Annotated in this window: 20 protein-coding genes, 1 tRNA gene and 1 rRNA gene; 7 read left to right on the forward strand and 15 right to left on the reverse strand. The window is 54.4% G+C overall.

Going from position 1 to position 24599, the window contains the following annotated elements:
* Positions 1-5: 5 nt before the first annotated feature.
* The 3 genes from phnL to phnN are packed head-to-tail and all read left to right on the forward strand — an operon-like array spanning position 6 to position 2468.
* On the forward strand, positions 6-710 hold the full coding sequence (phnL, locus tag ABIE64_RS14940) for a phosphonate C-P lyase system protein PhnL (RefSeq protein WP_354377830.1): 705 nt from the start codon (positions 6-8) through the stop codon (positions 708-710).
* Positions 703-1845, forward strand: a complete 1143-nt coding sequence (locus ABIE64_RS14945; protein WP_354377831.1) for an alpha-D-ribose 1-methylphosphonate 5-triphosphate diphosphatase — start codon at positions 703-705, stop codon at positions 1843-1845. Before phnL ends, ABIE64_RS14945 begins: the two co-directional genes overlap by 8 nt.
* Positions 1842-2468, forward strand: a complete 627-nt coding sequence (gene phnN / locus ABIE64_RS14950; RefSeq protein WP_354377832.1) for a phosphonate metabolism protein/1,5-bisphosphokinase (PRPP-forming) PhnN — start codon at positions 1842-1844, stop codon at positions 2466-2468. The genes ABIE64_RS14945 and phnN overlap by 4 nt, the downstream gene beginning before the upstream one ends.
* Positions 2469-2528: 60 nt before the next feature.
* Here the strand turns inward: phnN and ABIE64_RS14955 are convergent, their stop codons facing one another.
* From ABIE64_RS14955 to ABIE64_RS14980, 6 genes are all read right to left on the reverse strand, one after another.
* A complete protein-coding gene (locus tag ABIE64_RS14955) occupies positions 2529-3224 on the reverse strand; it encodes a DUF1045 domain-containing protein (RefSeq protein ID WP_354377833.1) in 696 nt (231 codons plus the stop codon).
* Positions 3225-3247: 23 nt separating this feature from the next.
* Positions 3248-3895 (reverse strand): LbetaH domain-containing protein, encoded by a 648-nt coding sequence (locus ABIE64_RS14960; protein ID WP_354377834.1) that lies wholly within the window; start codon positions 3893-3895, stop codon positions 3248-3250.
* A 3-nt stretch (positions 3896-3898) separates the two neighbouring features.
* Positions 3899-4711, reverse strand: coding sequence for a phosphonate ABC transporter, permease protein PhnE (gene phnE / locus ABIE64_RS14965; protein ID WP_007089254.1), 813 nt, complete (start codon positions 4709-4711; stop codon positions 3899-3901).
* 66 nt (positions 4712-4777) lie between these two features.
* Entirely contained in the window at positions 4778-5794 is a 1017-nt protein-coding gene (gene phnD, locus ABIE64_RS14970; RefSeq protein WP_007089255.1) for a phosphonate ABC transporter substrate-binding protein, read from the reverse strand.
* A 72-nt stretch (positions 5795-5866) separates the two neighbouring features.
* Positions 5867-6706, reverse strand: coding sequence for a phosphonate ABC transporter ATP-binding protein (phnC, locus tag ABIE64_RS14975; protein WP_007089256.1), 840 nt, complete (start codon positions 6704-6706; stop codon positions 5867-5869).
* Between the two features lie 302 nt (positions 6707-7008).
* Positions 7009-8076, reverse strand: a complete 1068-nt coding sequence (locus ABIE64_RS14980; protein ID WP_354377835.1) for an Ldh family oxidoreductase — start codon at positions 8074-8076, stop codon at positions 7009-7011.
* 155 nt (positions 8077-8231) lie between these two features.
* Here ABIE64_RS14980 and ABIE64_RS14985 point away from each other — a divergent pair, with 155 nt between their 5' ends.
* Positions 8232-8696: an META domain-containing protein gene (locus tag ABIE64_RS14985; protein WP_354377836.1), complete on the forward strand. Its 465-nt coding sequence runs from the start codon at positions 8232-8234 to the stop codon at positions 8694-8696.
* 83 nt (positions 8697-8779) lie between these two features.
* Here the strand turns inward: ABIE64_RS14985 and ABIE64_RS14990 are convergent, their stop codons facing one another.
* The 5 genes from ABIE64_RS14990 to ABIE64_RS15010 all read right to left on the reverse strand — a co-directional run bounded on the left by ABIE64_RS14990 (position 8780) and on the right by ABIE64_RS15010 (position 13144).
* Positions 8780-9241, reverse strand: a complete 462-nt coding sequence (locus ABIE64_RS14990; protein WP_354377837.1) for a BCCT family transporter — start codon at positions 9239-9241, stop codon at positions 8780-8782.
* On the reverse strand, positions 9144-10412 hold the full coding sequence (locus ABIE64_RS14995) for a BCCT family transporter (protein WP_354377838.1): 1269 nt from the start codon (positions 10410-10412) through the stop codon (positions 9144-9146). Before ABIE64_RS14995 ends, ABIE64_RS14990 begins: the two co-directional genes overlap by 98 nt.
* A 66-nt stretch (positions 10413-10478) precedes the next feature.
* Positions 10479-10892: a universal stress protein gene (locus ABIE64_RS15000; RefSeq protein ID WP_037990365.1), complete on the reverse strand. Its 414-nt coding sequence runs from the start codon at positions 10890-10892 to the stop codon at positions 10479-10481.
* Positions 10893-11146: 254 nt separating this feature from the next.
* Positions 11147-12088, reverse strand: coding sequence for an alpha/beta hydrolase (locus tag ABIE64_RS15005; RefSeq protein ID WP_354377839.1), 942 nt, complete (start codon positions 12086-12088; stop codon positions 11147-11149).
* 123 nt (positions 12089-12211) lie between these two features.
* Positions 12212-13144: an L-lactate dehydrogenase gene (locus tag ABIE64_RS15010; protein WP_354377840.1), complete on the reverse strand. Its 933-nt coding sequence runs from the start codon at positions 13142-13144 to the stop codon at positions 12212-12214.
* A 395-nt stretch (positions 13145-13539) separates the two neighbouring features.
* Between ABIE64_RS15010 and katG the strand changes: the two genes are divergently transcribed.
* A complete protein-coding gene (katG, locus tag ABIE64_RS15015) occupies positions 13540-15726 on the forward strand; it encodes a catalase/peroxidase HPI (RefSeq protein WP_354377841.1) in 2187 nt (728 codons plus the stop codon).
* Positions 15727-15833: 107 nt separating this feature from the next.
* On the opposite strand, the gene ABIE64_RS15020 is transcribed toward katG, so the two are convergent.
* Positions 15834-18635 carry a hypothetical protein gene (locus tag ABIE64_RS15020; RefSeq protein WP_354377842.1) on the reverse strand — a complete coding sequence of 934 codons (2802 nt, stop codon included), beginning with the start codon at positions 18633-18635 and terminating at the stop codon, positions 15834-15836.
* The gene (locus tag ABIE64_RS15025; RefSeq protein WP_354377843.1) at positions 18628-19542 is read right to left on the reverse strand and encodes an SIR2 family protein; all 915 of its coding nucleotides are present in this window, start codon (positions 19540-19542) and stop codon (positions 18628-18630) included. Before ABIE64_RS15025 ends, ABIE64_RS15020 begins: the two co-directional genes overlap by 8 nt.
* Before the next feature lie 713 nt (positions 19543-20255).
* Here ABIE64_RS15025 and ABIE64_RS15030 point away from each other — a divergent pair.
* Both ABIE64_RS15030 and ABIE64_RS15035 read left to right on the forward strand, forming a co-directional pair.
* On the forward strand, positions 20256-20939 hold the full coding sequence (locus tag ABIE64_RS15030) for a methyltransferase family protein (RefSeq protein WP_354377844.1): 684 nt from the start codon (positions 20256-20258) through the stop codon (positions 20937-20939).
* Between the two features lie 240 nt (positions 20940-21179).
* Entirely contained in the window at positions 21180-22325 is a 1146-nt protein-coding gene (locus ABIE64_RS15035) for an amidohydrolase family protein (RefSeq protein ID WP_354377845.1), read from the forward strand.
* Positions 22326-24135: 1810 nt separating this feature from the next.
* Here ABIE64_RS15035 and ABIE64_RS15040 read toward each other — a convergent pair.
* Positions 24136-24212 (reverse strand) — tRNA-Met (locus tag ABIE64_RS15040).
* A 107-nt stretch (positions 24213-24319) separates the two neighbouring features.
* A 5S ribosomal RNA gene (gene rrf, locus ABIE64_RS15045) occupies positions 24320-24434 on the reverse strand.
* Positions 24435-24599 lie beyond the last annotated feature (165 nt).

Consider the following 24599-nt stretch of genomic DNA (forward strand, 5'->3'; position numbering starts at 1 on the left):
TTGAAATGTCTGAAATGCTTCACGCCACAAACGTCGCCAAGGGCTTTACCCTGCATACTCAGGGCAGCGTCACGATCCCGGTATTCGAAGGGGTCGAATTCCGCCTCAATGCCGGTGAATGCATTGCGCTGACCGGTGAATCCGGATCGGGGAAGAGCACCTTCATGCGCATGCTTTATGCCAATTATACCTGTTCAAGCGGCTCGATCAGCGTGTTTCACGATGGTGACTGGCTTGATATCACCACCGCAAGCCCGCATGCGATCCTTGATATGCGCAAACGCACCATGGGCTATGTCAGCCAGTTCCTGCGCGTCATTCCGCGCGTACCAACACTTGAAATCGTCGCCGAACCCCTGATCGCGCTGGGTACCGCCCGCGAAACGGCACTGGCAAAGGCCCGCGACCTTTTGACCCGCTTGCGCATCCCCGAACGTCTGTGGCAACTTTCCCCCCTGACCTTTTCCGGGGGCGAACAGCAGCGCGTGAATATCGCGCGCGGTTTTATCGCCGATTATCCGATCATGCTGCTTGATGAACCGACCGCATCGCTTGACACCCAAAATCGTGCCACGGTTCTGGCATTGATTGAAGAAGCCAAGGCACGCGGCGCTGCCATTGCCGGTATTTTCCATGATCACGAAACCCGCGATGCGGTCTGCACGGGATCGTTTGATGTGACTTCGTTTAAAGTTGGGGCCAATGACTGAACAGATTTTTACCAATGCCAAAATTGTCCTCGCCAATGATGTCATCGAGGGTGCCGTTCAGATCAGGGACGGACTGATCACCGATATCTCGGACCGCCCGTCCAACCTGCCCGGTGCCGAAGACATGGGCGGCGATTACCTGATGCCCGGACTGGTCGAACTTCATACCGACAATCTCGAAAAACACCTGACCCCGCGCCCCAAAACCCGCTGGCCCGCCACCGCCGCCGTGATTGCGCACGACAATCAGGTCGCCAGTGCCGGCATCACAACGGTCTTTGATGCCATCTCTGTCGGCGACGTCTCAGACGGATCAGAACGGATCGAACGACTGGTTGAATCAGTGACCGCCCTTCAGCATGCGCTCGAGAACAACCTTTTGCGTGCAGATCACAAACTGCATCTGCGCTGTGAAACGTCCTATGGTGGGCTGGTCGAGGCGCTCGATAATCTGGTTGATCTGCCTCTGGTCAAGATGCTCTCGGTGATGGATCACACGCCGGGCCAACGCCAATTCGTCAGTCTGGATGCCTATTACACCTATTATCAGGGCAAATACGGCCTCTCGGACGAGGAAATGCGCAAATTCGTCGCCAGCCGCAAACGTGATTCCGAACTGTATTCAGCCAAACATCGCCGTCACGTTGTCGACGTCGCCCATAGCCGGGGCCTTGCACTGGCAAGCCACGATGACGCAACCGAGGAACATGTCGCCGAAGCCGTCGCCGATAAAATGACCGTGGCCGAATTCCCAACGACACTGGCGGCCGCCAAGGCATCGCACGAAGGCGGGCTTGGCGTGATGATGGGTGGGCCAAACCTTGTGCGCGGCGGCTCACACAGCGGCAATGTCGCGGCGGGCGATCTGGCGAAACACGGCTATCTCGACATTATTTCAAGCGACTATGTCCCCCACAGCCTGCTGCATGGCGTCATGAAGCTGTTTGATGATTTCGACGCCTATGATCTTCCGCGTGCGGTGCGCACCGCGACCCTGACCCCGGCCAGACAGGTCGGCCTTGATGACCGGGGCGAGATTGCGGTTGGCAAACGCGGCGATCTGATCCGGGTCCATCATTCACCGCATCATCCGATTGTGCGCGGTGTCTGGCGTCTGGGAAGCCGCGTGTCATGACCGCGCGCCATGACATCCATCATGGCGCATCGGAAAATGGATTACTGATTCTTGTCGTCGGCCCCAGCGGGGTTGGCAAGGATACCCTATTGGATGCGGCACGGGCGCGTTTGCACGACGATGAAACCATCCTGTTTCCCCGTCGCTGCATTACCCGCCCGGCCGGGTCGGTTGGCGAAATCCATATTCCGGTCCGCGCCGAGGATTTTGCATCCATGGCAAAGCAGGGTGCCTTTCTGCTGAGCTGGCGGGCGCACAATCTTTGTTACGGCATTCCCAATCATGTCCAGAACGACGTCGCCAACGGCAAAATCGTTGTCGTCAACGCCTCGCGCAGCGTGATTGACGATGCCCGCGATCTTCTGGGTTCCGATCACGTCCGGGTCATCAGCATCCGGGCGCACGAAGATGCCCTTCGCCAACGCCTTGTGGCCCGTGGCCGCGAAAGTTCCGACGATATCGAACAACGCCTGCGGCGCGCATCGGCCTATCAGGTCGATGGTCCCAACGTGATCGCCGTTGAAAATGACAATGACCTTGAAACCGGTATTGGCCGCTTCATTGATGCCATTTTCCACCGCCCGGCACACACGGACCAAGCGCCCGGAAACCGGGTAGTCTGAACAAAAAATGCTGCAGCAAAACGCTGCAGCATTTTTTATTTCCCACGGCGCAATCACCTGTCATCCAAGCGCAAAGCGCCCCAACAAATCAAACGGCTTTCCATCACCCGGATCACCAAAAAGACAGACATCGCTGATCGTAAATGGTGCCTCGCACAAGGGTGCAACAATCGGGGCAAGCGCATCGCGCACCCGCATCATCCGGTCCGGGTCAAGCTTGTCTGTCAGCGTCAGGTGAAAACGGAATTCTTCCATCACATAGGGATAACCCCACCGGACCAGATATTCTTCCTGTCGATCACTTAACCCCGATGCACGGCGTTTATTCATCGCGGCTTCGTCTTCGGGCTGGCGGAAACCGTCAAGCACCTTCACAAGACCGGATGCCAGATCGCCAAGCCCGCCGACCGGGTCGGTCGGGACAAGTGCGATAAAACTTCCGATGGCTTTCAGGATCAGGGGACCACACGAAACCGGGCTTGCCCCGGCGCAATAGCCGACAATCGCGTTTTCAAGCTGCGCGCGTGTCTGCCCATCCTTTAAGGCAAATGGCGGTTTCAGGGTGCCATGAAACCCGTATCGCGATGGGGAAACGGTGATTGATGCGATCTCGTCCCGGTCAAGTCCCGCAATATCCGGGCGGTCAATTTCCCGCCCGGTTGCCGGATCACGCCCCAGCCAGGCATTGCCAAAACCCGCCAGATCACTGTTGGCTTTTGGTGCATAATAAACAGCATAACGCTGATAATCGGTCATGGGGCCTCGGATTGGATGTCGATTTATCGCAGATCGTATTTCAGACAGAAATCCCGTACCGGCAAACGACGAAAATCGTCAAGCCGGTCTGCCAATGTTGCATGATCCCAGTCCCACCAGCAAATGCGAAGCAGCGCATCGACAATTTCCGCGTCAAATCGCGGGCGCAATGGCGTGGCCGGAATACCGGTCACAATCGTGTAGGGCGGCACATCCTTGGTCACCACCGCACCCGATCCAACCACCGACCCGATCCCGATGGTGACCCCGCCCTGAACAATCGCGCCATGCCCGATCCAGACATCATGATCAAGCTTGACGCGCTTTTCGCGCCGCCAGTCAAAAAACGCCGGATCGTCCTCGCCAAGTTCATAGGCACTCGACCGGTACTGGAAATGATGCATCGATGCCCGGTCCATCGGATGCTGCCCCGGATTGATCCGTGTATGGGCGGCGATATTTACGAATTTCCCGATGTCGGAATAGATGATCTCGCTGTCATTGACGACATAGGAATAATCACCCATCACGCTTTCGCGGATGCTGGTGCGCGGGCCAATTTCGGTCCAGACACCAAACTCGCAATCAACAACAACCGCCGTTTGATCAATCGTCGGGGCTTCCGACAAGTGCTTCATTGCCGGTTTGGCCTGCGTAATCTTGAACGTCATCGATCAGGTCACCAGTTTGCGCAGACGCTGCGAAATCACATCAAGCAGACTAACCGATATGATGATGATGATCATGACCGCTGCGGTTTCCGCGTAATAAAATGCGCGGATATATTCCCACAAAACCATGCCAATACCACCCGCACCAACAATGCCAAGAACGGTTGCCGACCGCACATTGCTTTCAAACCGATACAGCGAATAAGAAATCCAAAGCGGAAGAACCTGCGGGATCACCCCAAAGATGACCTCCTGCAACCCGTTGGCACCGGTGGCCCGGATACCTTCGACCGGTTCGGGATCAATCGCCTCGACGGCTTCTGAAAACAGCTTTGCCAGAACGCCGGTGGTATGGATCCAAAGCGCAAGCACACCGGCAAACGGACCAAGACCAACCGCAACAACAAACAGCATGGCAAAAACCATTTCATTGATCGCGCGGAAGGAATCCATCAGGCGGCGTACCGGCTGGTAAACCCAGAACGGAACGATGTTTTCAGAACACAGAATGCCAAACGGGATCGAACAGACAATCGCAAGCGCCGTGCCCCAGATCGCAATCTGGATGGTGATCCACATTTCGCTGACATAGGTTTTCCACATCAGGAAATCCGGCGGGAAAAACCCGTCCGCGAAATCGACCATGTTGCCACTGTTTTCAATCAGGGCCATGGGCCGCATGTCGGCCCCCTCCCAGGACAGGGCCAGAATGGCCAGAATGAACGCCCAAAGAAGGAAACTTGCGCCTGAACGTTTCAGATCGCGCGGCGGAAGTTCTGCGGCGGTTACGGCCGATGTCGAAAGGCTGCTGTTCATGTGCTTTTCCCGGGAAATAAAAACAAACGGGGAGCCCTTATGCGGGGCTCCCCGTTCGGATGCCGGTTACTCGTAAGAAACCAGGATATCGAGTTCTGCGAGTTTCTTGTCGATTTCAGAAACGCGTTTTGCTTTCTCGTCGGCGGACAGTTCGGCGGTGTTCTCGATTTTCAGCTTGTTTTTATACAGTTCAAGCTGACGGATCGGGTAAAGCTGCGCATTGCTGCTTTCCATGAATTTGCCCATGCCATCCTGAATGCCGCCAAGAACCTTGTTGGCTTCTTCAACATTGCCCAGACGACCATAACCAAGGAAGAACGCCTTGATTTCGGATTTCAGTTCGCGCGACATATCCTTGCGATAAACCATCGGATCAGACGGGATCAGCGGCGAGGTCCAGATAACCTTGACCTTGTCGGTGATTTCCGGCTTGACCATCTGGGTGCGCGCAAGCTGTTCGGAATTGTTGGCCGCAACGTCAACCTGATGATTGGCGGTCGCCATCAGGTTGGTTTCATGGTTCGCGTTGCGAACGGTCTTGAAGCAGTTCTTCGGATCAACGCCGTTCTGCGCAAAGACGTAATAGGTCGGAACCAGGAAGCCGGAGGTCGAGTTCGGATCACCGATACCGAAGTTAAGCGTGCCGTCGCATTTCAGCATATCGGCAAGCGTGTTGAGCTTGTCGTTATCGGCCTGGGTGATGATGTGGGAATAATAGCCGTTCGTACCATCGCTTTTGGACGTCTGGACGAAAACTTCGCCGCCCGCACGATCAACGGCTTCCATCGCCGACTTGTTACCAAACCAGCCAACGTGAACCTTGCCAAAACGCATGCCTTCGATGATGCCGGCATAATCCGGGGCAAAGAATGCCTCGACCTTTTTGCCAAGCGCTTCTTCCATATCGTCGATCATCGGCTGCCACTGTGCCTTCAGGTTGGCACTCGACTCAGTCGAAATGAAACCGAACACGATGGTTTCCGGGTCTTTTTCAAGCGGCTTGAATTCGACATCGGCATAGGCCATGCCGGTTACGAGCATGCTGGCAGCAAGGGCCGCGGATGCAATTGTCTTGCGGATCATGGGAAGTCCCCCGTCAGGTTGGTTGGTAGAGGTGAAATAAAAAGAGGTAAGGCAGAGAGAAATCGTCCTGATCTAGCTTGAAACGAAAGCCAGATCCTTCTCCGCGACCCTGCTCTTGGCCGGAACGTCATCCGGGGCAGGTGCGAAAAGCTCGGAAGAATATTCGCCGTAAAGTTCGCGCAGGAATTCCGGCGTCAGTTCGGTGGATGGGCCGTCAAAAACGACTTCGCCATCGCGCATCGCAATCGTGCGCGCACAATAATCACGGGCATAATCGACCTGATGCAGCGATACGATCACGGTGACATTGTCTTCGCGGTTCACACGATCAAGCGTATTCATCACCTTGCGTGATGACGCCGGATCAAGGGATGCAATCGGCTCGTCCGCCAGAATAAGGCGTGCGCCCTGCGTGATCGTGCGCGCAATCGCGGCACGCTGCTGCTGCCCGCCCGAAAGGTTGCGCGCCTTTTTCATCGCATGCCCGTCAATGCCGACCCGCTTTAACGCGGTCATCGCCCGAATGCGCTCGGCCTTGGTGAACAGGCAAAGCGACCCGCGCCATGCCGGCACCCGGCCCAGCATCCCGGTCAGAACATTGGTCAGAACCGTCAGGCGGCTGACCAGATTGAATTGCTGAAACACAACACCAATATCGGCGCGCACCTTGCGCGCCCCCCTTGCAATACGGCCGTTCTGCTGGATGACTTCACCGAATACTTCGATCTTGCCACCATCGCGATCCCCGCGCAGCAAACCGGCAATATGACGGATCAGGGTGGATTTGCCCGAACCGGACGCCCCGATCAGCGCGACCATTTCGCCCTCGCGGACCTGTAAACTGACATTGTTCAATGCCCGTTTATCGCGCGAGAAGCTCTTGTTCAGTCCGGAAATATCTACGACCAGCATTAAAGTCCGCCTGCTTGTGTTTCGCTGGTCAAGAAGCTACGCACAAACCGCGACTCTATGGTGACGATGATGTTACAGTTCGATGATTACGACGCCTTCATTTCACCGACAACAATCAAACTTGTCTATACATCAATATATTCTTCAAATAAAAAAATGTTCACCCAAGAAATGGCAGTGTAATAATTCAATTATTACTTGTGACCGCGTTCACAAATATGGATACAGGCGAGCCAGATCACGAAAAACCCCGACAGAAAGAAACTGCCGGGGTCTCGTATTTCGCATAATCGCGTATGGATTTACTTGATGGCCTCAATCGCGGCGATGACATCATCTTCGATATCCAGCCCCTGAATTTCCGCATCCCGGCGCGCATTCTGCCCGCGCCGCCCCGGCAACCGCACGGTTTCCTCAAGCGCGATTTCATCTGCGATATAGCGCAAATGATCAATGATCCCCGCCCCGCCAACCGCAACCGGATCAATCGCAATCACCAGCTGGCCCAATGCGGGCGGCGCACCCTTGTCATCAAACAGCGACGATGACTGATGCCCGAATTGCGCACCGGTCAACCCGGCGGCCAGCATTTCGACCATCATGGCAAGTGCCGCACCCTTGACCCCGCCTGCCGGAATCATCGTGCCTTCAAGCGCCCTGACCGCATCGGTGGTCGGATTGCCGTCTGCATCCAATGCCCAGTCATCGGGGATCGGAACCCCTTTCTGCTTGGCCGCCATGATCTTGCCGCGCGCCACCTTGGACAATGCCAGATCAATCACGATCGGATCGCCATCCCTGATCGGGGTGGCAAAGGCAATCGGGTTGGTGCCAAACATCGGGCGGCGACCACCCCAGGGCGCCATCGCGGCCGGGGCATTGGCAAACATCATCGCCGCCAGCCCCGCCTCAGTCAGTCTTTCCACGGTAAGTCCCATCACCCCGGCATGGTGGGATTTATGGATTGCCGCCACCGCAATCCCCTGCGCACGCGCGATATCGGGCAATCGTTCGATCATCAGGTCAAGTGCCGGATAGGCAAAGCCGAACTGCGCATCAATCCGCAACACGGCGGGAAACGGCTGATCGGCAACCGGTTTGGCAAACCCGTCCACCTTGCCTGCACGGGCCTGCGCGGCATAGGCCGGAACGCGGCGCAAACCGTGCCCGCCCTGTCCTGCGGCCTCGGCCGTGATCAGGGCGGTTGCCACCGATCTGGCATTGTCGGGATCAACCTTGCAACGCAGCAGGGTATCACACACAAGCGCATGTGCGTCAGACAGGGAAAGCTTCATGATGGTGACCTTAAGATGGTGGCGGGCCCGGATACCATAGCCCCCGACACCGCCAAGCGCAAAGGTCTTGTGCACCGCAACCCCGCCAAGCCCTTATGAAAAAACGATAAAAATGCGGTGTGACCCTGCTAAAATTTCGCCGCAAAGTCGTATGAGTATCCCGGCATGGTTCATGCTGCCCGAAACACGGCATTCAGACCCAGACAGCCTCCAAACACAGGATATTTCCAATGCGCAAAGCAACCTCTTTAACCTTCGCCGCATTTGGCATCGCCAGCAGCCTGTGGCTTGCCGGTTGTGCCGCCACGACCAAACCGGCCGAGGAAAAATCCCCCGCCGACTGGTCGGCCATCGCGGATCGCGACTGGCAATTGATGCGGATAGAGGCCAAAGACAAAACCCTGATGCCAATGACGCCGATCCTGGCCAGTGTGAATTTCACCAAGGACGGCAAGGTTGCCGGATCGACCGGTTGCAACCGCTATTTCGGGAATTACACCCGAAACGACACCGCCCTTGATGTCTCCCCGCTTGGCAGCACCAAAATGATGTGCATGGAAAACGCGATGGAGATCGAGGACGCCTTCATCGCCGCCATGGCCGATGTCAAAGGCTGGAAATTGCAGGAAGACGACCTGCTGCTGGTCGATGGCAGCAACAAATCGATCATGACCTTCGAACGGATCAAGCCGTAATCGACGGGTCAGTGCAAAACAAACCGCAAAATAAAAGGGGCGCAATTTTCTGCGCCCCTTTTTTACGTCTATCGATCTGCCGTTCAGCGTGGTTCGCTGCGCAATCCCTGAATGATGGAATAACACGCCAGCAGAAGAATGATCGCAAACGGGAAACCGGTTGAAACCGCCATCGCCTGCAAGGCTCCCAATCCGCCGCCAAGCAGCAGCGCAATCGCAACCAGTCCTTCAAACGTGCACCAGAATATACGCTGGGGCACCGGGGCGTCGACCTTGCCGCCTGCGGTAATCGTATCAATCACCAGCGACCCGGAATCCGATGACGTGACAAAGAACACGATCACCAGAACAATGCCGATAAAGGACGTGATCGAGTGCAACGGCAATTGTTCAAGCATGGTGAAAAGCTTGATCGGAAGGGCGGCATCGGCAATCGCCTGAACACCTTCATTGACCATATGCACCGCCGTCCCGCCAAATGCGGTCATCCACAGCACACAAACCAGCGACGGAATGATCAGAACACAGGTAATGAATTCCCGCACCGTCCGGCCCCGCGATACGCGCGCGATGAACATACCGACAAACGGGCGACCACGAAATCCACCACGCCCAATAGAATGACGTCCAGCCCTGGCTGAAATTGGCATCCTCGCGCCCGACCGGGTTCGAAAGCGCCGGCAGATATTCGACATAGGCGACAAGGCTCGTGAAAAAGCCCTTGATGATATCCATCGTCGGCCCGACCAGCACGACAAACAGCAAAAGCAATGCCGCCAGAACCATATTGATTTCCGAAAGCCGCTTGACCCCGGCATCAAGCCCGGCAAGGACAGAAATCAGCGCAATGCCGGTAATCCCGATGATCAGGAACACCTTCGATCCGTCGGATTCCGGTAACCCGAACAGGAATTGAAGCCCGGCATTAGCCTGTTCCGCCCCAAAACCAAGCGACGTCGCAAGCCCGAACAGGGTGGCAAATACCGCCATGATATCAATCACATGCCCGGTCCAGCCCCATACCCGTTCGCCAAAGACCGGATAAAACACCGACCGCATGGTCAATGGCAGGCCCTTGTTAAACGAAAACAGCGCAAGTGCGAGCGCCACGGTGGCATAAATCGCCCACGGATGAAGGCCCCAATGGAAAATCGTTGCCGCCATGCCAAGGTCAAAGGCAGCATCCGCATCGCCCATCGCCCCGCCAAGCGGTGCCCAGTCCGTCCGGGCCCCGCCATCACCAACAACCGCACCCCCCATCGAGGTGGTGAAATGCGATATCGGTTCTGACACGCCATAGAACATAAGGCCGATGCCCATGCCGGCGGCAAACAGCATGGCAAACCAGCCGCTATAGGAATAATCGGGCGTCGCATCCTGCCCGCCAAGCCGCACCTTGCCCAGCGGGGAGACGATCAGAAACAGGCACAACAGAACAAACACATTCGCCGCCGACAGGAAAAACCAGTCAAGCGTCGATGTCAGCCAGCCCCGCATGTCATTGAACATCGGCCCCACACTGTCCTGAAACGCCAGTGTCAGAAACACGAACGCCACAATCGACAAGCCCGATATCAGAAAGACGGGGTTATGAACATCAAGCCCGAACGGCCCGATCTGTGTGGTGATGTTATCCTGCCCGATCTCATAATCGGTCTCGATCGGATTGGCGGCACCATCCGGGCTTTCGATGCCCGTCTCGGCATTCGATCCCATGAAAATCTCCCTTGAAAAGCATATTTGCGGCCACCCCCGGCCGCAATTTTTCCGATTTGCCTGCTATTAACGCACCAGGAACACGGAATGATCCCAATGCGACGCAACATATCCGCCGTGGGATGCAAAAATATGATCGGCAATACCCGGCACATGGGATGCCATGACGATCATATCCGCCCTGGCCTCTGTTGCCGCATCAACAATGATTTCGCTCAGATCAATCGCCGGATCATGTGAAATGCGGGTCATGCCCGAACAGCTGATACCGGTCTTCTTGCCCTGCTCCTCGGCAAAGGCCGCCATCTTGCGATCATATTCCGCCGGATTGTGCGCAATGGGGGATGGGGTATTTGTCCCGACCCCGAAAAAGCAGATTTCCGCACCATAATGCTTTGCCAGATCCGCCGCCGTCGAAAGCGCCTTTTCCAGCCTGTCGATATGCGTCAGATCCACGGGTACCATGATCTTGCGATACATTCCCTGCCTCCGTTCTACGGGTGCCCTAACGGGCGAAACACACCTTCGAAACAGATGAGGCGACCAAGACTATCACCAGAACAGGAAATTATCAAAACCCCCATCGCAGGGGGATTTTACAACACGGGTGAATACAGGAACAAAACCGCGCCAATCAATCGAAAGAAACAGCCAAATAAATTAGGCCAATCATCTGCACGATCAACCCCGGATCATTATCTATCTTGTGAAAATTACCGCAACATTCTGCGCGATTATTCCGCTGCCATGCGCTTTATCGCGTCACACAAAAACCGGAACCCGGTCGCCGCCCCGTCGCTCATATACCGCGCACGTAGCCAGCCATGGATCATCTGCGGTTCTTCGCGGTACGTCACGTCAATCCCGGCCCGGGCAAGGCGCGCGGCATATTCCCGCCCGTCATCGCGCAGCGGATCAAAATAGGCCGCGGTGATATAGGTCGGCGGCAACCCGCGCAAATCCTCCGCCGAAAGCGGATAGGCCACCGGATCATCCATCGGTGCCTTCAGGACATCGCGATAATAAATCACATCATCGGTACTTAATCCGGGGGCCGATGCCATCTGCCCATAGGATGGCCAGCCAAGGTCCCCGCCAAGGGCCGGATAAATCAGGACCTGCCCGATCACGCCTGCGCCAAGCCCCTCGTCGCGCGCCCGGATCGCAAGGCCACCTGCCAATGTCGCCCCGGCACTATCGCCAATCAGGACGATCTCCGCACCGTGCGACAGCACATCGCGCGCAACCGCAAACGCATCCTGATGCGCAGCCGGCCAAAGATGTTCGGGGGCCAGCCGGTAATCGACCGAAATCATTTCCGCCCCCGCCGCCTCGGCAATCTCGGCACAGATCGCATCATGGCTATCCAGCGACCCGACGATAAACCCACCGCCATGCAGGTAAAGCAACTTCCGCGTTGTGCGAATCTTCGCCGGGTAATACATCCTGACCGCCACCCCGGCAATATGGTCATCACGGCTCAGAAGCCCCGGCGGATGGGGATAGGCAAACGCATCACAAAGTGCTTCATACCATTTGCGTTGCTGCGCAATATCGGCGGCAACCGCATCGGGCGGATAAAGCCGGTCGCATCTGGCGATGAAGTCACGGATGCCTGCTTCGTCGGGCATCGGGCTATAGGCGATATCCGGCACCGCCTGATCGGACCCGTCCATGTCGCACAACTTCCCCAAAGATGTTTGATTGATCTATCCGCAAGCCTAACGCGTTCGCCCCTGCTGTGAAAAGCGGGCAATTATGTCTTTTGAAATTCAGCCCCGCACAAGATCAAAGCGAAATCAAAGCGAAACCGCCTCCACCGTTGCTTTCAGCAACGCCGCACTGCGATGAAGAGCAGCCCTTTCTTCGCCATCCAGATCGGGGAAAAGATCGGTCATGATGCCCGTGGCCCCGATCACACGCGGAATCGAAAGCGCGACATCGGCCACCCCTTCGATCTCGCGATTGACCATCGACACCGTCAGGACTTCCTGCTGATCCTGCGCAATCGCCTTGACGATCCGCGCAAGCCCCGCGCCAATCCCGTAATAGGTCGCCCCCTTGCCCTTGATGATCTTATAGGCCGCATTGCGCACCCCATCATCAATCCGGGCCCGGACATCGGCGGTAATCGCCGATCCGACCTGGGCGGCAAACCCGGCAAGTGAAAGCGACCCGGCCCGCGCATTCGACCATGCCAGAACCTCGCTATCGCCATGTTCGCCAAGGACATAGGCATGCACTGATTGCGGCGAAATCCCCAGATGCCGGCCCAGCAAACTCCTGAACCGTGCGGTATCAAGGATCGTGCCCGATCCGATCACCTTGGCGGCCGGAAGCCCCGATAACCGCACCGTGATCTGGGTCATGATATCAACCGGGTTCGACGCAATCAGCAAAATCGCATCGGGGGCAACGCGCAACACATTGCCCACCACATCGCGAAACACCGCCGCATTGCGTTCAAGCAACGCCAAACGCGTTTCACCGGGTTTCTGGCTGACCCCGGCGGCAAGGATCACGACCGACGCACCTGAAAGCCGGTCATAATCCCCGGCCTCCACCACACAGGAAGACATGAACGGCACCGCATGGGCAATGTCCTCGGCCTGCGCAATCGCAAGTTCGGCATTGTGATCGACCAGCACGACCGAACTGACAATCCCCATCAGGGCAAGCGCAAAACCCGCCGAACTGCCAACCATTCCCGCCCCGACAATCCCGACCTTCATCACAAACCCCTGTCAAAACAGCATTATTTCGCGGGCCGATTATCCGGCCCCGCCCCACCGATTAAAAGCAAAAACCGGAGGCACCCAAAATCAGCCCGCAATACCATCGATAAAATCTATCGAAAATTTCATAAATAACTATTTAACCTATGCACGCAAACCGCGTTAGCCTGCTTGACAGCATCGCCTCACATGACGCCCAATGATTTAACAATCTCGTCTTGTTGCGATCACAAGTTTAGACATTACCTTGAACAGGGAAGCCTCACGCCGAAATGTTCACCAGAATATTCAAATGTTCCTGCGCTCGATATGACGGCCCCACGACCCGCCCGGAGAGAGACACCTGATCAGGTCAGGAAAGCAAGAACAGCCAGCCATTACGGGAGAGAGAAATGGACGGAAAACACACAGCAGGGAAATGCCCGGTCATGCATGGCGGTATGACCGCCCTGGGCACCACGGTCATGGATTGGTGGCCAAACGCGCTTAACTTCGACATCCTGCATCAGCACGACATCAAAACCAATCCGCTGGGCAAGGACTTCAACTACCGCGAAGAACTCAAAAAGCTCGACGTCGAAGGCCTTAAAAACGACCTTCGCGCGCTGATGAATGAAAGCCAGGAATGGTGGCCCGCCGACTGGGGAAGCTATGTTGGCATGTTCGCCCGTGTCGCATGGCACTCCGCAGGCTCGTATCGTCTGGCCGATGGCCGTGGGGGTGGCGGCACCGGCAACCAGCGTTTCGCCCCGCTCAACTCCTGGCCTGATAACGTCAACACCGACAAGGGCCGCCGTTTGCTCTGGCCGATCAAGCGCAAATATGGCAACAAAATCTCCTGGGCCGATCTGATGATCCTAGCCGGCACGATTGCCTATGAAGTCGCCGGCCTCAAAACCTATGGCTTCGCCTTTGGCCGCGAAGATGTCTGGCACCCGGAAAAGGACACCTATTGGGGTGCGGAAAAGGAATGGCTGGCACCAAGCGACAGCCGTTATGAGGACATCACCCGCCCCGACACCATGCAAAACCCGCTGGCGGCTGTGCAGATGGGCCTGATCTATGTGAACCCGGAAGGTGTGAACGGGCAGCCAGACCCGATGAAAACCGCCGCCCAAGTCCGCGAAACCTTTGCCCGCATGGCAATGGATGACGAGGAAACCGCGGCCCTGACCGCAGGCGGCCACACCATCGGCAAATCGCACGGCAATGGCTCGCCATCGGACCTCAGCCCCGAACCAGAAGCCGCCGACGTCGAATATCAGGGCATCGGCTGGATGAAAACCAATGGCCGTGGCATTGGCCGCGATACCATGGTTTCGGGCATCGAAGGCGCATGGACGTCTAACCCGACCAAATGGGATATGGGCTGGTTCGATATGCTGTTCGGCCACGAGTGGGAGCTGAAAAAAAGCCCGGCTGGCGCATGGCAGTGGGAACCGACCGACATCAAGGAAGAAGACATGCCGGTCGATGTCGAGGATCCCTCGATCCGCTGCAAACCGATCATGACCGATGCCGATATGGCGATGAAGGTCGACCCGACCTATAACGCCATCTGCCAGAAATTCATGAAGGACCCGGAATATTTCTCCGAAACCTTTGCCCGTGCATGGTTCAAACTGACCCATCGCGACATGGGCCCGAAAGTCCGCTATGTCGGTCCGGACGTGCCGAAAGAAGACCTGATCTGGCAGGACCCGATCCCAAGTGTTGATTACACGCTTTCGGACGCCGAAATCGCCGATCTCAAGTCCAAACTGCTGGCCTCTGGCCTCACCAGTGCCGAACTGATCAACACCGCTTGGGACAGTGCGCGCACCTATCGCGGATCGGACATGCGCGGCGGCGCCAATGGGGCGCGCATCCGCCTTGCCCCGCAAAAGGACTGGGCGGGGAACGAGCCCGAACGCCTCGCCAAGGTTCTCAAAACCCTGGAAGGCATTCAGGCGGGCCTTGCCAAGAAAGTCAGCCTTGCCGATCTGATCGTGCTCGGTGGTACGGCAGCCGTTGAAAAGGCCGCGAAGGATGCCGGTGTCAACATCACCGTCCCGTTCGCACCGGGCCGCGGCGATGCGACGGCCGAAATGACCGACGCCGCAAGTTTCGAGCCGCTGGAGCCGCTGGCCGACGGCTATCGCAACTGGCTGAAAGACGATTATGTGGTCTCGCCCGAAGAAATGATGCTGGACCGTACCCAGCTCATGGGCCTGACCGCACCGGAAATGACCGCACTGGTCGGTGGCATGCGCGTTCTTGGCACCAACCATGGCGGCACCAGACACGGCGTCTTTACCGACCGTGTTGGCAAACTGACGACCGACTTCTTCGTCAACCTGACCGACATGGCCTATAGCTGGAAACCGGTCGGCGACAACCTGTACAACATCGTTGATCGCAAAACCGGCGAAACCAAATGGACAGCGACCCGCGTTGACCTCGTCTTCGGTTCCAATTCAATCCTGCGCGCCTATGCCGAAGTCTACGCCCAGGACGACAACCACGAGAAGTTCGTCAAGGACTTCGTCGCGGCCTGGACCAAGGTGATGAACGCGGACCGGTTCGACCTCGCCGCGTAAGGCTTAAAAACGCCTTTGAAATGATCTGGATTGGAGCTTTTGAGCTCTGACAAACGAACACCCCCGGCTGTGAGGCTGGGGGTGTTTTGTTTCGTTCGAGCTGTCAATCAGCTTTCTCTATAGTCTTGCCATATCTCCAATGGTCGCAGGACTCTTTTCTTAAGATAACTGTCAGCGATTTCATCAGCTAATCTCTGAGAATCTTTGCCCGAAGCATGCATATTTCGAAATATTTCTCTAATTGCTTCTTCTGGATAATCCGCAGCAGAATTAGTCAACATCTGCAACCATAGCTTACCTGCCTGAAGCGGCTGCCTTACGCTTATACGCGCCAAATTTTCCAACACAGAATACGAATTAAAGTTCACGTCAGAAAATGGGATGACGAACGCAATTAACTCTTCATCTGCATTTTCAACTGACGAGAAAAAGCTGGTCCACTTACAAAGGTCCGAAGCTACCAATCTTCCTTCCTCTGTCGTGGTATCAAGCTCATCTATAATTTTTGACCATAACATTCGGACTATATCTGGGAGCTTGGAATTCTCCGATTTTCTAAGTCCACTGATAAAATGAACTATGTGTCGAATTTCTTCAGAATGCTTCCGCTCTAAAACCTTTATCAGGGTATGTTGCTCGGCTCCATTTGGCCAAATCGTAATGAAATTAATCACAATGTTCTGGATAATTTTATCTTCAATCCGACCATCGAACTTTCCGCTATCGAGAACCTTAAGCAGCATCCCAGAGCGCTCTAAGAATTCGTAAACGTCAGAATATACAGCATTCACGTACGCATATCCCTCGATCGCACATGCCCACTTTTTTTCATCCTCTTCACTGAACAACACAGGTAGGTTCTTTATCGTCCAATCACGCGACATATATAAGAAATTGGGTAAATACTGCCCCATGAGTGTGGAAAACTCGTACGAGCCAGCTTTATTAAGTTCCTTGTTGTAGTGAGGCTCAAACCGCTCCCAAACGGTCTTGTGATCTCCGTTAGTTTTGGAGTCACGTAACCTGCATTCTCGCAAAGTCAGATTTACGAAAGCTTCAATGCAACGTCCTCTAGGGCTGTTTATTGCGATTGAAACAGGATCGTCATTTTCGCCGAACTCTGGACTTTCTTGTTCATCAAGAAGTTTAATGAGTAAGGCAAACACGTCATCATGAACTTCTTCCGGAAAAGCGTGATCGTCCGACTTCGCCCCACTCTCAAGAAGCTCCGCTATACAACTCACTACCCAATGCCGATTAGCAACAAAGTCTTCTCTCTGCTTAGCTTTATTCTCAGACCAGAACTCTGCTTTTGAAACCATATTAGTTATGGAGTTAATGATCGATGGCCAGATGTCCGCCCAAGGCAAAGAAGTTTTGTCATTCCACATTTCCGAGTAAGCTTTGAGAACGGAATGCACGTAAGCAAAATCCAACTCAAATAACGAATCAAAATGTTGCCAATACTTCAATGGAGCCAATTTAAAGACTTCAATAAGTACCTTGGTTAACCCTTCAATACCTGGCTTATCCCAGCCCTTCTCTTGCGTATAGTCAGAGAGTGATTTTATTAACTCCTCCACCTCCATCGCCCCTAGTTGGGTGACACTAAATGGTGATGGCCTCCCCCCCCAACGCATAGTGAAGTAATTCGTGAAATCCGGGTGCTCTGGCTGAGATTGCGCCACCTCAGTCAACCGATCATAGAGCTCCCTCTCTGCTTTCCCATATTCTTGAATGGCGGCAACCCAACATGCCTGCTCATATGCGGACGGTCCAACCAACTGTTTTCCGTCTTCATCAAATTGTTTCAAGCCGTCTATAATCGCCAATACCTGTTTTTTTTGACTAGGTTCGAACTCAGGATACCGTTTCTTCAAGAACATCCAAACTTCGTGACGAAAATGCGAATTAAAATACTTTCCAACAAGAATATCACTTCTGAACCCGGCAGCAATTTCATCGCAAAATGTTGCCAAATGAATTGCAATCCGATGTAAAATATCAATTTTGGATCCAATTAATTCACGTACTATTCTCTTGGTCTCTTCTATATTTACGCTAGAAATCCCCAACAATGCCTCACGCACGGCAAACACCAAAATATTTTCGGCATCATTGTGATATTTATTTTGATCATGATCTTCTATTGCTGGCTGCCACACATGCGACCACTTTCCATTCTCCAACTCAAAAACCAAATTACTTAATTTATTAGATAGTAAATCTATGACTTCTCTTCCCAAAACTCGGCCAAATTCACGCCCGTTTTTCTTCACGATTTTTAATGCGTAATGTTTATCCAAGAGGAGATTAGCCTCCTTTCTATCTCCACTTTTCTGTTTGGTGATCTTTATCTCAAAGTCAAAAAATACGTCTATCAAAGATATCGCGAGATTTCTTGAATTAGATGATTTTCCCTCCAATGCAGTATTCAAAATATCTTTCGATAAAGAGCTACTGACTACAGATGAGTCATAAATATCACTTAACCAATAACGAACTGATTTCGAGATTTCATTTGGGATCAAGTCAGATGGAAATGCGCTAAGAATTTCCGCAAATCTCCACCAAACTTGGTAGTTGCTAATTTCTTTTTTTTCCGCATACTCAGTTGAATCAACTAAAATCTCAATGATTTTCCCAATTCTATTCTTGTCGTTTTCCTGAACAAGCTTAGGAGAAAGCCTGACAAGATATTCTAAGGCCTCCCAGACTGGAATTCTCACATATCCTTTTTCGTCCGCCTCTGTCGGAGAAGGAATGTTTTCCGGATTGAAATATCCTTTTTCAACAAGTACGTCAAACCACTTGGGGGCTGAAATTTTCCTGAAGAAAACAGACCTCAACTCGGGCTTTTTCTCTATACGCGCCAACAAATCTTGGTCGTCCACTGTAAGATTACTCATCCTTCAACGTCCTCACCAAGAAATCGTAGTCTTCTGTTAGAAGTGTATCTCGAACCTCAATCTCATCTTTCCAACTACGAAGCATAGTTTCTAGCCCGCGGTAGTCTTCATTATCTCTGATAAATCCAATTAAGTGAACACCGAATGATTTATTGTAGTAGCTTTCAAGCTGACTATAAAGTGACTGCTCAGCTCCGAAAAACCCATCAATCAAAAATCTCTTTCGCTCACTCTCAGATCCAACTGAACCTCGCCGAAGAATGTGCTCTAAGATTTCCGCCTCCTCTAAGCCATAGCCGATGAATAATACTGTTTTCTTAGCAAATAACTCCCCAAGAAATTGTTGGACATTAGCATTTTCATAGTGCTCCAAATATTCCCTAGCAGTAACCACCATGGAATCTCGGTCCTCCATGAACCCGTGCAAATGAACAACGACAGACCGCTCATTTAAAACACCCGCTAACATTTTTTCTTTATGATATATTCTCTTAGTCTCAGATGGTGTCTCTTTTTCATTTTCCATCAAAAAAGGTTTAATTAGGTCATCATAATTTGTAGTAACATATGAACACCCGATAGAGTTTACGTATTCATAAATCTTACACTCACTCTCAGGTGGAATTAGGTACTTTTTGAAATCCAATTTAAATTTGTTCTCTTTTGCAATAATATCAGCAATTGATAGTTGCTTCTTCGGATCCAACTTTTCCAGATACTGAATCTCAAAGTAATTCAGAAATCCTTTCTTGCGGATATCTTCCAAAACGTACTTGGCTAGACCATCCCAAGCAGGCAGTCCAACTAGACGAGAAACGCCTGCCCCAACGAACAGCACAAGGTTTCCAGCCTTCGCTGCATCAGCGATTTCAGGAGGCAAATATACTTTTCTAGTTAGTTCAGACACAACGTCTCTCTCCAGACGAGCAATCACAAAGTATTTTTCAAACTATATTTGCAAATAGTATCAACAAAACTATGCAAGCAAAAGATACCTACAATCTAATTTTCTGCGGAGATTTATCTCCTCAATGAGTTGGCTGAGAAGTTGAGTTTTTTATATTTTTATAAGGAATAGTTTTCCGATTGAATAAAAGTGCACGCGCTAACGCAGCCTGCACGCGACCTAGCACCTTTGCGCCCTTCGGCTTAAAGACTGACGCGCCCTCGAAACCGTCAATTATGAGCACAGGAAAATTACAGCAAGATCAGAGGTTTTTTTTTGCGAAGCTGACTAAGACAGAGACCAAGGCTGCAATATGGTGCCTCGACCAATAGCATTTAATCGCCAAGATCCGTCACCACGGAATCCCCCACCTGTCCACCGTGGACGGGCCAATCCGCCACTCCCGGCAGATTTATCCTTCTCTCCTCGAGAAAACGAACCTCTCCCGTCATGGCAAATGACCGGGTTAGTCCCCTTAATCCTTGGACAGAATCCCGCCGTAATGGCTCCGCCATCCGCCGCCCCATATCCTGCGGAGTATCCCGCCGCCCGGCATATGTCGGCGGCCATACGTCCGGGAGGGCCATCCGAACGACCGGTTATGCAGTACCGGACGCCAGCACCAGCCCCTGACGATATGACTTCTGCGGCTTGATCTTGCAGGAGTGAATTTCATGTCGCGTTCGGTCGAACTCGGTTCCGCCCGTAAAGACACATCAAACCAGACGCCGGGGGCGCTTCCCGATGGCGCGGCTCTGCGCACCATACAGCGCCGACGAAAACGTATCCTTCGAATTGGCGTTGTCGTGCTTCTGGTTCTTGTTGCCGGAAGCCAGGCGATGGCGGAGCGCCAGAGCGAGCTTCACGACATGATCGAAGCCACCGGGCTGTTTGCGATTGGCCTATGCATCTTCGGGCGTGGCTGGTGCTCCCTTTATATCGGTGGGCGCAAGAAAACAGAGCTTGTCACCACCGGGCCTTATTCGAGCTGCCGAAATCCACTTTACGTTTTCAACATGATCGGCGCATTCGGCGTCGGCGCACAGACCGGCAGTATCGTGCTTGGCTGTTTGTTTGCCGGCCTGTGCTGGATGGTGTTTCGCAATGTTGTCAGCCACGAAGAGGCATTGCTCTCGGAACGTTTTGGCAAGGCATTCCGGCGCTATCAAAATACCGTCCCCCGTTTTCGCCCGACCTGGTTTCGCTGGCGGGATGAGGAAAACCTGCTGTGCAAACCGGCACTGTTTTTAACCACAACACGCGATGCGATGTGGTTTCTGGCGGCTGGGCCGATCTTTGAAGCCATCAAGCTGATGCAGGAAAAGGGATGGCTGACACCGCTGATCTATCTGCCCTAGTTGCGGAACCTCAACAGGGTGTCCCGGTTTGGCCTGAGGCGGCGGATAGATGTCCTGTCTTTTATCCCGCTGTGTATCCCGCCTTGCGGTCTGCGCCAATCCCCCCGAAGGAGCATCTCTTTTGCCCGTTGATCCGATGTCTGGTGCGCACACGGGCACGCAGAACCCCCTTCACGCCAACATGATGACGAAAACAGCACCCCAACGGCACACCACAATAAAAGCGGATTTGAAATTGACATGAAACCGACCGAAAAACCCCAACATAGCCTCGCAATCGGACGCCGCAGCTTTCTGGGGGGCGCGGCGGCACTTGGTGTTGGTGCCGGATTGGCCGCACCTGCCATTATCTCCCGCGCGGCCGCGACAGAGACGTCTTCGATCATCGCGTTGCGAGACCACGACCTGCCCTTTATCGCCACCGAAGAAACCTATACCACCGACGAGCTGATTGCGCAGAACGCGATTAACGATGATCACGTCGAATACCTCAGGGAAACCGGTCTTGCCGAGCTCGGCCCTGGCCGCATCGGGGCCATGGATCAGGCGGGGATCAATGTTCAGATCCTCTCGGCACATACGCCGGGCGTGCAGGATCTCGCGGGTCAGGAAGGCATCGATTTTGCCTATCGCCTCAACAGGATGATTGCCACGGGCCCGATGGTCACCTATCCGGGGCGGTTCCGGGCCTATGCAACCCTGCCGCTGCAGGACCCGGCGGCATCAGCAGACGAACTGGAACGCGCCGTTAGCAGGGATGGTTTTGTCGGTGCCATGACCAATGGCTTCATTGGCAAAAAGTTTCTCGACCATCCCGATTTCGAGCCCCTTCTGGCACGTGCCGAGGCACTGGGCGTGCCGATATACCTGCATCCGGGTTTCCCGCCCAAGGAAGTCTTCGACATTTACTACCGCATTGCGCGGCCCGGATATAATGACGAATATCAGGACTACATTCTCAGTGGTTCAGGATATGGATGGCACCAGGAAGTGCTTACGCAATGCCTTCGACTGATCATGACCGGGGTGTTCGACAGATTCCCCAAACTGCAGATGATCATCGGCCACATGGGAGAGGGCCTTCCATTCTACTACGAGCGTATCGTCGGAGATTTGGGCGATGTGACCGAAGGCTCGCTCAACAGGCCTATCGGGCAGTATTTCAATGACAATTTCTGGTACACGACCAGCGCATTTTTCCAGGATGAACTGCTTCATCTTTTGCTGAAATACATCAGTGTGGACCGCGTGATGTTTGGAACCGATTACCCGTTTGCAGACATGAAGCAGGGCACCGACTGGTTTCGCGCAGTCGATCTTCCCCGGGAGGCCAAGGAAAAAATTGCGTTCCGAAATGCGGAAAAACTGTTCGGTATAAAGGTCTGATGCCTCCGCACCGGATCACGCATAAAGATCACTTTGGCTGTATCTTGGGGTACAGCCAAAGGATGCCAGATCAGACCCGTTGATACATTCGATCCGTTTCTCGCGAAAGGCGCTATACGTGGCGCGATCCCGTTTCACGGCAAAGGCATCGTAAAACCGAACTTCCTCCGGCAACCACAGACGCCGGACACAAACCGCGGGCTTCTGCCATCCTCGCCAACAGACGACCATCGGGTCCGCTCCTTGGTCCGATCACTCCCGGCCATTACGATATTTCCGGCAATTGATGAAGCCCGGACAGAGCTCCGGCCTCCGCCAGCTTCACCAACAGGCAGCCTCGGCCCACGACCCGCTCCGGTCACTCCCGGCCATCGCGACATTTCCGGCAATTGATGAAGCCCCGACAAACCTCGGGCCTCCGCCAGCCTCGCCAACAGGCAACCTCGGCCCACGACCCGCTCCGGTCACTCCCGGCCATGGCGACATTTCCGACAACCGATGAAGCCCGGACAGAGCTCGGACCTCCGCCATGCTCGCCAACAGACGACCTTCAGGCTCCCCCCTCGCTCCGATCACTCCCGGCCATCACGACTCTTCCGGCAACCGATGGAGCCCGGACAGAGCTCCGGCCTCCGCCATCCTCGCCAACTGACCACCTCGGGCTCACAGCCCACTCCGGTCACTCCCGGCCAAGGCGACATTTCCGGCAACCGATGATGCCCAGACAAACCTCGGGCGTCCACCATCCTCACCGACGAACGATCTTCGGGCCCACTACCCGCTCCGATCACCTCCGGCCATCGCGACATTTCCGGCAATTGATGAAGCCCAGACAAACCTCGGGCCTCCGCCAGCTTCACCAACAGACGGCCTTCGGGCTCACCCCTCGCTCCGGTCACTCCCGGCCAAGGCGACTCTTCCGGCAACCGATGACCCCCGGACACATCTCGGGCCTCCGCCATCCTCACCAACAGGCAACCTCGGCCCACGACCCGCTCCCATCACCTCCGGCCATCACGGCATTTCCCGCAACCGATGAAGCCCGGACGCATCTCGGGCGTCTGCTATCCTCATTCTCCGACGGCCTTCGGGCCCACTACCCGCTCCGATCACTTTCGGCAACGACGGCACTTTCCGCTAACCGCCGAGGTCCGGACACACTTCGGGCGCACGGGCCCCCACTGGTCCACCATTGACGGGTCACAGATCACCGCTGCCCGCTGCTGCCATCGCTGCCGCTCCCGGCAAATTCAACGCTCCTTTTCCAACAAGACGCACCTCTCCCGTCATGACAAATGACCGGATTAGTCCCCTTAGTCCTTGGGCAGAATCCCGCCGTAACGGCTCCGCCATCCGCCACCCCATATCCTGCGGAGCACCCCGCCGCACGGCCCGTGTCTCTGTCTCTGTCCGTCTCTTTGCCGCATCATCCTGATCACCTCTTTCATCCAGCCCCAAACGCAAAAACCCGCAAGGCTCAAGGCCTCGCGGGTTTCGGTCCGGGTGCATTTCCCCCGTTGACTTTTATCTTATGCCATAAACAAAAGAACAAATCAAGAACTTTTTTGGAAAAAGATATGGGGGCGCGGATTGCAGACGGGATGGAGGATGCGTCGAACCTCCGCAGTCTGCGCGCGGGCTCCGCCCGTGCTCAACCTTCGGCTTAAAATCGCTCCACTGGAGCGATTTCTTCACAGCCTCAGCCTTCAAGTTATGAGCACAGGCCCATAACGCAGGAAGATCAGAGGTTTAAAGGCTCTTCACGTGATCAAATAAAAAAAGCGGCCCCGGAAGGGACCGCCTTTTTATTTGGTTGCGGGGGCAGGATTTGAACCTGCGGCCTTCAGGTTATGAGCCTGACGAGCTACCGGGCTGCTCCACCCCGCGTCAGGGTGTATTTTTAACCGGTGGGTTAAACAGATAACGCCGCATCATGGAGTGAGGCGGCGCTGGATGTTTTGTGTGATTAGGGAATATGGAGCTGTGTTTAGAAGGCCCGGCGGTGACCTACTCTCCCGTGCCTTAAGACAAAGTACCATCGGCGCAGGCAGGTTTCACTTCTGAGTTCGGGATGGGATCAGGTGGTTCCCGGCCGCTATGGCCACCGGGCCGTCGAAACACAGCGAAGAGATCGGAGTTTTTGTGATGTGCGATATTGGTTGTTTTGTGTTTTTGCATGGCGGGTTTTACCGCTGCGCAAGAAGTCAGAATGTTCAATTAGCAAGAGGGATCAATCAAGCCGATCGATCAATTAGTACTGGTTAGCTTCACGTG

Source organism: Thalassospira sp. MBR-102, from assembly GCF_040549275.1.
Taxonomy (GTDB): Bacteria; Pseudomonadota; Alphaproteobacteria; order Rhodospirillales; family Thalassospiraceae; genus Thalassospira; species Thalassospira xiamenensis.

Excerpts from the sequence above, each read along its gene's own strand:
- ABIE64_RS15005 (WP_354377839.1), bottom strand. The coding sequence starts at position 12,088 with ATGGACGGGTCCGATCAGGCGGTGCCGGATATCGCCTATAGCCCGATG.
- phnN (WP_354377832.1), top strand. The coding sequence starts at position 1,842 with ATGACCGCGCGCCATGACATCCATCATGGCGCATCGGAAAATGGATTA.
- ABIE64_RS14945 (WP_354377831.1), top strand. The coding sequence starts at position 703 with ATGACTGAACAGATTTTTACCAATGCCAAAATTGTCCTCGCCAATGAT.
- ABIE64_RS15000 (WP_037990365.1), bottom strand. The coding sequence starts at position 10,892 with ATGTATCGCAAGATCATGGTACCCGTGGATCTGACGCATATCGACAGG.
- phnC (WP_007089256.1), bottom strand. The coding sequence starts at position 6,706 with ATGCTGGTCGTAGATATTTCCGGACTGAACAAGAGCTTCTCGCGCGAT.
- phnD (WP_007089255.1), bottom strand. The coding sequence starts at position 5,794 with ATGATCCGCAAGACAATTGCATCCGCGGCCCTTGCTGCCAGCATGCTC.
- ABIE64_RS14985 (WP_354377836.1), top strand. The coding sequence starts at position 8,232 with ATGCGCAAAGCAACCTCTTTAACCTTCGCCGCATTTGGCATCGCCAGC.
- phnL (WP_354377830.1), top strand. The coding sequence starts at position 6 with ATGTCTGAAATGCTTCACGCCACAAACGTCGCCAAGGGCTTTACCCTG.
- ABIE64_RS15030 (WP_354377844.1), top strand. The coding sequence starts at position 20,256 with ATGTCGCGTTCGGTCGAACTCGGTTCCGCCCGTAAAGACACATCAAAC.
- katG (WP_354377841.1), top strand. The coding sequence starts at position 13,540 with ATGGACGGAAAACACACAGCAGGGAAATGCCCGGTCATGCATGGCGGT.
- ABIE64_RS15020 (WP_354377842.1), bottom strand. The coding sequence starts at position 18,635 with ATGAGTAATCTTACAGTGGACGACCAAGATTTGTTGGCGCGTATAGAG.
- ABIE64_RS14995 (WP_354377838.1), bottom strand. The coding sequence starts at position 10,412 with ATGGGATCGAATGCCGAGACGGGCATCGAAAGCCCGGATGGTGCCGCC.
- ABIE64_RS14955 (WP_354377833.1), bottom strand. The coding sequence starts at position 3,224 with ATGACCGATTATCAGCGTTATGCTGTTTATTATGCACCAAAAGCCAAC.
- ABIE64_RS15035 (WP_354377845.1), top strand. The coding sequence starts at position 21,180 with ATGAAACCGACCGAAAAACCCCAACATAGCCTCGCAATCGGACGCCGC.
- ABIE64_RS15010 (WP_354377840.1), bottom strand. The coding sequence starts at position 13,144 with ATGAAGGTCGGGATTGTCGGGGCGGGAATGGTTGGCAGTTCGGCGGGT.
- ABIE64_RS14960 (WP_354377834.1), bottom strand. The coding sequence starts at position 3,895 with ATGACGTTCAAGATTACGCAGGCCAAACCGGCAATGAAGCACTTGTCG.
- phnE (WP_007089254.1), bottom strand. The coding sequence starts at position 4,711 with ATGAACAGCAGCCTTTCGACATCGGCCGTAACCGCCGCAGAACTTCCG.